Raw genomic sequence first — 7008 nt, 5'->3', positions numbered from 1 at the left:
GCTGTGTCCGAGGGGGGACTTGAACCCCCACGCCCGATAAAGGGCACTAGCACCTCAAGCTAGCGCGTCTGCCATTCCGCCACCCGGACAGGGTGTCCGCGGTTCCGTTTCCGTTGCCCGCGGCGACACGGGTAACCATAGCAAAGATCAGGAGGCCCTCCCAAAACCGCGCCGGGCCGCGGGGCGCCCGTCCCCGGCCGTGCCCACCGGTTCCACCTGGGACGATCCGGCGGTCCTGCGCGGTCCGCCCTTGGGCGGGAGCGCGCCGGGAGGCAGGATGGTCGGCAGTGTGCCTCCACCCACAGCCCCGGACCCCGGGGCGGACCCCGGCCCTTCCGGGAGAGCAGGAGAGACCGTGAGCGCGTCGAAGCCCGAGCCGGTGACCGCGGAGTCCGAGGTCACCGGCATCTGCCGCGACCTGATCCGGATCGACACCAGCAACTACGGCGACCACTCGGGGCCGGGCGAGCGCGCCGCCGCCGAGTACGTGGCGGAGCAGCTCGCCGAGTTCGGCCTGGAGCCGAAGATCATCGAGTCCGCTCCGGGCCGGGCCAGCACCGTGGTCCGCATCGAGGGCGAGGACCGCTCCCGCCCCGGGCTGCTGATCCACGGCCACACCGACGTGGTGCCCGCCAACGCCGAGGACTGGACCCACCACCCCTTCTCCGGCGAGATCGCCGACGGCTGCGTCTGGGGCCGCGGCGCGGTCGACATGAAGGACATGGACGCGATGACCCTGGCCGTCGTCCGCGACCGCCTGCGCACGGGCCGCAAGCCCCCGCGCGACCTCGTCCTCGCCTTCGTCGCCGACGAGGAGGCCGGCGGCGTGTACGGGGCCCGGTACCTGGTCGACAAGCACCCCGACCTCTTCGAGGGCGTCACCGAGGGGATCGGCGAGGTCGGCGGCTTCTCCTTCACCGTCAACGAGCAGCTGCGCCTGTACCTGGTCGAGACGGCCGAGAAGGGCATGCACTGGATGCGGCTGACCGTGGACGGCACCGCCGGCCACGGGTCGATGACCAACACCGACAACGCCATCACCGAGCTGTGCGAGGCCGTGGCCCGGCTCGGCCGGCACACCTTCCCGGTGCGGGTCACCAAGACGGTGCGGGCCTTCCTGGACGAGCTGTCCGACGCGCTGGGCGTCGAGCTCGACCCGGAGAACATGGACGAGACGCTGAAGACCCTCGGCGGCATCGCCAAGATGATCGGCACCACCCTGCGCAACACCGCCCAGCCGACCATGCTCGGCGCCGGCTACAAGGTGAACGTCATCCCCGGGCAGGCGACGGCGCACGTCGACGGCCGCTTCCTGCCGGGCTTCGAGGAGGAGTTCCTGGCCGACCTGGACCGGGTGCTGGGCCCGCGCGTCAGGCGGGAGACCGTCCACTCCGACCGGGCGGTGGAGACGAGCTTCGACGGCGCCCTGGTGGAGGCGATGCAGTCCGCGCTGCGGGCGGAGGACCCGATCGCCCGCGCCGTGCCGTACTGCCTCTCGGGCGGCACCGACGCCAAGTCGTTCCAGGACCTCGGCATCCGCTGCTTCGGGTTCGCCCCGCTGCGGCTCCCCCCGGAGCTGGACTTCGCCGGGATGTTCCACGGCGTGGACGAGCGTGTGCCCGTCGAGGGCCTGCAGTTCGGCGTGCGGGTGCTGGACCGGTTCCTCGACGCCTGCTGACCCGTCCGCCTGGCGCCTGACGCCTGACACCGGCGGCGCCGCCGCAGGCCCTGCGGGAGGCCCGTTCCCCCGGCTCGGAAGAGCCGGGGGAACGGGCCTCCGTATTTTCGCTCACCGATTCGGAGAATCACCTCCGAGGGTGAACGGCCGCACCGCGGCGTACCCCGTTTGCCGCAGTCTCGTTCACCCATATGCAGCCCACCGAGAGGGTTGTGCTGACAACTAGGAGGAAATCCCATGAAGGTCAACCGGAAGATCGCCGCCGTTGTCGCCGCCACCGGCGGTCTGGTCATGGCCGGTGCCGGTGCCGCGAGTGCCACCACGGGCGGCGGCGCCCTCGCCCAGGGCACCGCGGTGGGCTCGCCCGGTGTGCTGTCCGGCAACGTGATCCAGGTTCCGGTGCACGTGCCCGTCAACGTCTGCGGCAACACCATCAACGTGATCGGCCTGCTCAACCCGGCGTTCGGCAACAGCTGCGCCAACGTCTGAGCGGTGCCGGGCGCGCCCTCCGGGAGACGGCCGTCTCCCGGAGGGCGCGCCCCCTTCCGGCCGGTGCTCCGCAGGTGAGGCCTTTCGGTCCAATCCTCACCCGGCCGGGTGAAAAAACCGCGAATGACCCAACCTGATTGCCGTTCCCTCGTTGACCAGGGGGCGGGTAAAGATTGAGTACACGCCATCACCTACACGAATTGAATGAGGTCAGGGGAACCAATGCGACAGGCAGCCAAGAGGGGTCTCCTCACGGCCATGGCCACCGGCAGCGTGCTGGCGTCGACGGCCGGCTACGCCTTTGCCTCCGCCGACGCGCAGGGTGCTGCCGTCGGCTCGCCCGGCGTCGGGTCGGGCAACACGGTGCAGATCCCGGTCGACGTCCCGGTGAACGTCTGCGGCAACACCATCAACGTCATCGGGCTGCTCAACCCTGCCCTCGGCAACACCTGCGCCAACGTCTCTCCCGAGCGCGGTGGCCACGACGGCGTCCACGGCGGCGGACGGGGCGAGCACGGCGGCCGCGACGGCCGCGGCACCACCCGGGGCGGCGGCGCCGACGCCGAGGGCACCGCGCAGGGCTCTCCCGGCGTGCTCAGCGGCAACACCGTCCAGGTGCCGGTCGACATCCCGGTCAACGCGTGCGGCAACACGGTCACCGGCGTCGGCCTCGGCAACGCGGCCGCCGGCAACTCGTGCTTCAACATCGAGCAGCCGCCGCGCCACGAGTGGCACCCGGGCAAGCCCCCGGTGCACCACCACCCGAACGTGCCCCCGGTGCACCACCACCCGGGCAAGCCCCCCGTGCACCACCGCCCGGGCAAGCCCCCGGTGCACCACGCCGCGCCCAGCGGCGGCTCCACGACCGTCGGCCACCACGCCCACGAGGCGCTGGCGTCCACCGGTGCGGGCGGCACAGCGCTCGCCGGCACCGTCGCCGCCGGGATGATCCTGGGCGGTGCCGTGCTCTACCGCCGCGGCCGCGTCGGCGGCCGCTGAGCGCTCGCAGGCCGGACCAGGGCGGCCGGGGCCGACGGCCCCGGCCGCCGCGACGACGACGCGAGCGGGAACCCGGTCCGGGGTTCCCGCTCGCGTCGTCGTGTCCTGCTCCATGCCCCCCGCTCCGGCAGGGGGACCGGCTCACCAGGCGCGGACCTGGCGGATGATCTTCCGCTTCAGCACCACGCTGCGGCTCCCGTCCGGGAACAGCCGCAGCCGGTCCAGCTCCCAGTGGCCGTACTCGGCGTGCTCGGTGAGCAGCCGGCGTGCGGCGTTGCGGGTCGTCCCCCGCGGGAGCCGCAGCGACTGGTACTCGTACTCCGGCTGGCGGACCGTCTTCGATGGGATCAAGCTGTCCTCCCGCTGGTCGTCTCCGGCAAGCCTACTGACGCCCGCCGACAGTCGCGGGACTCCATGGTCCCACGCCGCGCCCGGGGGCGACAGGCGCCCGCATGCCCGGCATGCCCGGTCACTTCTGCCGAAAACACACCCTGGCCGGGTAAGGGCGGTGCGACGCACCACCCGGTACGGATAGCGTCTGAGCCATGTCTGATGCAGCGCAGCCCACCGTTGCCGAGGTACGCGCCGCCGCCGAGGCGGTCAAGGAGGCCCTCGACCGCCACCTGGAGGCGGTCGAGCGCCGCTCGGGGGAGAACGACCCGGCGGTCTTCGCCGCCTACGAGGCGCTGGCTGCGGCGGCCGACGCCTATGACGAGACCCTGTACGACGCCTACGACGAGGTGACGCCCTTCGAGGTGCCCGGCGACGAGAGCGCCGCCGCCTACCTGGGGCCGGACGAGCCGGAGGCGATCAGCGTGCTGATCCGCCGCGACTACGTCGTCGCCGACCCGGAGCGGCTGCGCGCCCAGGCCGTCCGCCTGGACGGCGGCCTGGCCGTGCCGCCCCCGGTGCCCGGCGCCGCACGGCCCGCCGCGGGGAGCCTGAACGCCGCCATCGGCGTGCTCTTCGGCGAGTACGAGCCCGACGAGATCGCCTCGCGCTGCGAGGAGTTCGGCCTGGAGGAGGGCGACTCCACGCTGTGGGTGTCGGCGGCGGAGCCCGCCGAGCCGGGGGAGTGGCTGCCGGAGCCCTTCGACGACGCGGACCCGCAGCTGCTGATCTGCCGCTTCGACGTCAGCGAGGTCTACGACGACGAGCTGGAGGCGCTCGACCCGGAGCACTGACCGGGTACGTCGTCAGGCCGGGGCGGCCTCTCCGCGGTGCGCGGGGGAGCCGCCCCGGTGCGTCGTCGGGCGGGGGCGGCCGATCCGTGCCGGACGCCGCCGTGCCGGGCACGAGCAGGCCGGGCACGAGCAGGCCGGGCACGAGCAGGCCGGGAGCGGCCGGGCCGGGAGCGGCCGGAGTCCGGTGCGGGCGCCGTCAGGGCTCCCTCTCCGTACCGTCCGCCCGCCGTCGGCGGACCTCCCGCCCGCCCCGGCCTCCCGTCCGGACCGCCGTCGGCCGGCCCCTGCCGCCCGGCCCCTACTGCCCGGCCCCTACTGCCCGGCCAGGATGCCGCGCAGCCGGGTCGTGCGGGGCCGGGCCGGCACCGACGCCACGGCCTGCGGCAGCGCCTGTCCCGCCGCGTGCACCACGGACAGGTGGCGCTCCGCACGGCCGAAGGCCGTGTAGACGAGCTGCCGGGTGAGCGCCCCCGCGGCGTCGTCCGGCAGGACCGCGACCACGGCCGGCCAGCGCCGACCCACGGCCTGGTGGACGGAGAGCGCCCACCCGTGCCGCAGCTCGGCGACCCGCTCGCGCGGGACCGTGGTGCGCCGCCCGTCCAGGTCGAGGTGGAGGCCCGCGGCGTCGGCGGAGACCACGGTGCCCGGGACGGAGCTGCCCGGCGCGGGGGAGTGGACGACCCGGTCGCCCGGGTCGAACCCGCCGAACCGGCCGGGGCCCGGGTTCAGCCGCGTCTTGAGGGCGGCGTTCAGCGCCCGGGTGCCCGCGCCGCCGCCGTGCCCGGGGGTCAGCACCGCGACCTCCCCGGCGGGGATGCCGAGCGCGCGGGGGATGGAGTCCACCACCAGCTGCACCGCCCGGTGGGCCGCCTCCCCGCCGTCCTTGGCGGGGACGATCACGACCTCCCGGCCGGGTGCCTCGACCGGCTGGAGCTCGCCGACGCCGATGCCGGAGACCAGTTCGCCGATCGGTCCGAAGTCGGGCGTCCGGGAGGCCACCGCCGGGCACGCCTTCGCGGCCAGCAGGTCGGCGAAGACCCGCCCGGGCCCGGCCGACCAGAGCTGGCCGGGGTCGCCGCTGAGCACCAGCCTGGTCCCGTCGGCCAGCGACTCCGCGAGGGTCGCGGCCGTCTCCACGTCGAGCAGGGGGGCGTCGCACACCACCAGCAGGTCCAGCGCCAGCGAGCCGTCGGCCTCCCGGCCGGGCCCCTCCGTGCCGGACAGCAGGCCGGCCAGGGTGACGGCCGCCGCGGGGGAGGAGGGCCGCTCCCGGCCCCCGGCCTCCTCGCCGGGCAGACCCTCCCCGGGGTCCGGGGCGCCGACCGGGGCCGCGTCGGCGGCGCCCTCCGCGCTGCCGGCGTCCTGCGCGGCGCCGGGGGCCTCCGCAGCGGACCGGCCGCCGCCGGCCCGGTCCGCGAGGGCGCCCAGGGCCGCGGCGCCCTCCGCGGTCCAGGCCGCGGCCCAGGCCCGCAGGCCCAGCCCGCGGGCGGCGGCCACCAGGGCGGCGGGTTCGGCGCGGGCCGCCTCACCGCCGGTGTGGAGGACCAGGCCCGACTCCGCGGCCGCCCGGACCAGCGCCGCCGCGGACGGAGAGGGGGCGGCCGCAGCCGCCGCCTCCCACGCAGGGGGGCCCGGCCGCGGACCGGGGCCGCCGGCCTCGGCGCCCTCCTCCGCACCCGGCCCGCCGTCCGTGTCCCCGTCGGCCGTGCCCTCGTCGTCGGCCGCGCCCGCGTCCGCCGTGTCCGTACCGGCCGTGTCCGCGTCCTCCTCCGGGGCCTCCCCGTACGGGTCGAAGGTGGACATCAGCCGCACCAGGCCGTCCGCGAGGCTCTCCTCGGCGAGGGCGAGGCGGTCGAGGGCGAGGAGCATCCGCACGGGAGGGCCCTCGTCCTCCTCGTCGTCCGCCGTCGGGCGCCCGCCGGGGGAGGCCGAGAGGTCCTCGTCCTGGAAGGCCATCACCCGGCCGTCGGTGACGACCGCGCCCAGTGCGGTCTCCGGGTCCGGCACGCCGAGCTTCTCCAGCTCCGCGCGGACCTCGGCCACCTCCAGCGCCGTGTGCCCGTGCAGGGCTGCCCGCTCCAGCAGCCACACGGCCAGCGCCTGGGCGCGCCGCGGGTCGCCCGGACCGGCGGCGGGTCCGAGCAGGCCGCGGGCGAACCCGTCCGCCTGCTCGGGCCGCACGCCGGGCAGCGCTAGCACCGTCCACGGGTCCTCACGCAGCGCCTCGGCGGCGCCGTCGCCCAGTGCGGCCACGGCGGCCGGGGCCAGCTCCACCGGGGCGCCGCCCGCCGCCAGGACCTCCGAGGCGGCGCGGAGCGCCTCCTCCCGCTGCTCGTCGGCGGGCGCCGCGCGCCCGCCCGCGCCGGCGCCGCCCACGGCCGCCGGCCCGGCCCCGGCCTCCGCGCCGGCGCCGGGCCCGGCCGGCCGCTCCCCGGGCGCGGCCGGGGCCTGCCCGCCGCGCCCCATGGCGCGGATGGCCTCGGCGAGCCTCGCGGTGTCCGGCCGCGCCGCGGCCGCCCCCGGCCCCCCGGCGCCGTCCGCCTCCGCCGGGGCTCCGGCCCGCTCCGGCTGCCCGGCCCGCTCCGGCCGCCCCTCCGGGGCGGAGGTCTCCTCGTCGCTCACGGCCCACGCTCCCGTCGTGCTGCTCGGTCCGCGGAG

6 protein-coding genes and 1 tRNA gene are annotated in these 7008 nt (G+C 76.3%); 4 read left to right on the top strand and 3 right to left on the bottom strand.

What is annotated here, in order from left to right; translation table 11 throughout:
* Positions 1–4 precede the first annotated feature (4 nt).
* Positions 5–89 (bottom strand) — tRNA-Leu (locus ACFY07_RS02765).
* A 266-nt stretch (positions 90–355) separates the two neighbouring features.
* Here ACFY07_RS02765 and ACFY07_RS02760 point away from each other — a divergent pair.
* From ACFY07_RS02760 to ACFY07_RS02750, 3 genes are all read left to right on the top strand, one after another.
* A complete protein-coding gene (locus ACFY07_RS02760) occupies positions 356–1678 on the top strand; it encodes a M20/M25/M40 family metallo-hydrolase (protein WP_230647899.1) in 1323 nt (440 codons plus the stop codon).
* A gap of 237 nt (positions 1679–1915) precedes the next feature.
* Positions 1916–2167 carry a chaplin gene (locus ACFY07_RS02755; RefSeq protein ID WP_230647898.1) on the top strand — a complete coding sequence of 84 codons (252 nt, stop codon included), beginning with the start codon at positions 1916–1918 and terminating at the stop codon, positions 2165–2167.
* Positions 2168–2389: 222 nt separating this feature from the next.
* Positions 2390–3166 carry a chaplin family protein gene (locus ACFY07_RS02750; protein ID WP_390867034.1) on the top strand — a complete coding sequence of 259 codons (777 nt, stop codon included), beginning with the start codon at positions 2390–2392 and terminating at the stop codon, positions 3164–3166.
* A 141-nt stretch (positions 3167–3307) separates the two neighbouring features.
* Here the strand turns inward: ACFY07_RS02750 and ACFY07_RS02745 are convergent, their stop codons facing one another.
* Positions 3308–3514 carry a DUF5703 family protein gene (locus tag ACFY07_RS02745; protein WP_230647959.1) on the bottom strand — a complete coding sequence of 69 codons (207 nt, stop codon included), beginning with the start codon at positions 3512–3514 and terminating at the stop codon, positions 3308–3310.
* A 197-nt stretch (positions 3515–3711) separates the two neighbouring features.
* On the opposite strand from ACFY07_RS02745, the gene ACFY07_RS02740 reads away from it, so the two are divergent.
* A complete protein-coding gene (locus ACFY07_RS02740) occupies positions 3712–4350 on the top strand; it encodes a hypothetical protein (RefSeq protein WP_390867033.1) in 639 nt (212 codons plus the stop codon).
* A gap of 312 nt (positions 4351–4662) precedes the next feature.
* Here ACFY07_RS02740 and ACFY07_RS02735 read toward each other — a convergent pair whose 3' ends face one another.
* Positions 4663–6972 carry an ATP-binding domain-containing protein gene (locus ACFY07_RS02735; RefSeq protein WP_390867032.1) on the bottom strand — a complete coding sequence of 770 codons (2310 nt, stop codon included), beginning with the start codon at positions 6970–6972 and terminating at the stop codon, positions 4663–4665.
* Positions 6973–7008: the final 36 nt, after the last annotated feature.

This window comes from Streptomyces sp. NPDC001380 (assembly GCF_042895785.1).
Classification (GTDB): domain Bacteria; phylum Actinomycetota; class Actinomycetes; order Streptomycetales; family Streptomycetaceae; genus Peterkaempfera.
Note: the sequence above shows the minus strand (reverse complement) of the source record. Positions and strands in the feature narration are given on the sequence as shown.

What these genes read in the sequence shown, in the direction of transcription:
- ACFY07_RS02740 (WP_390867033.1), top strand. Translation starts at nt 3,712, where the DNA reads ATGTCTGATGCAGCGCAGCCCACCGTTGCCGAGGTACGCGCCGCCGCC.
- ACFY07_RS02750 (WP_390867034.1), top strand. Translation starts at nt 2,390, where the DNA reads ATGCGACAGGCAGCCAAGAGGGGTCTCCTCACGGCCATGGCCACCGGC.
- ACFY07_RS02755 (WP_230647898.1), top strand. Translation starts at nt 1,916, where the DNA reads ATGAAGGTCAACCGGAAGATCGCCGCCGTTGTCGCCGCCACCGGCGGT.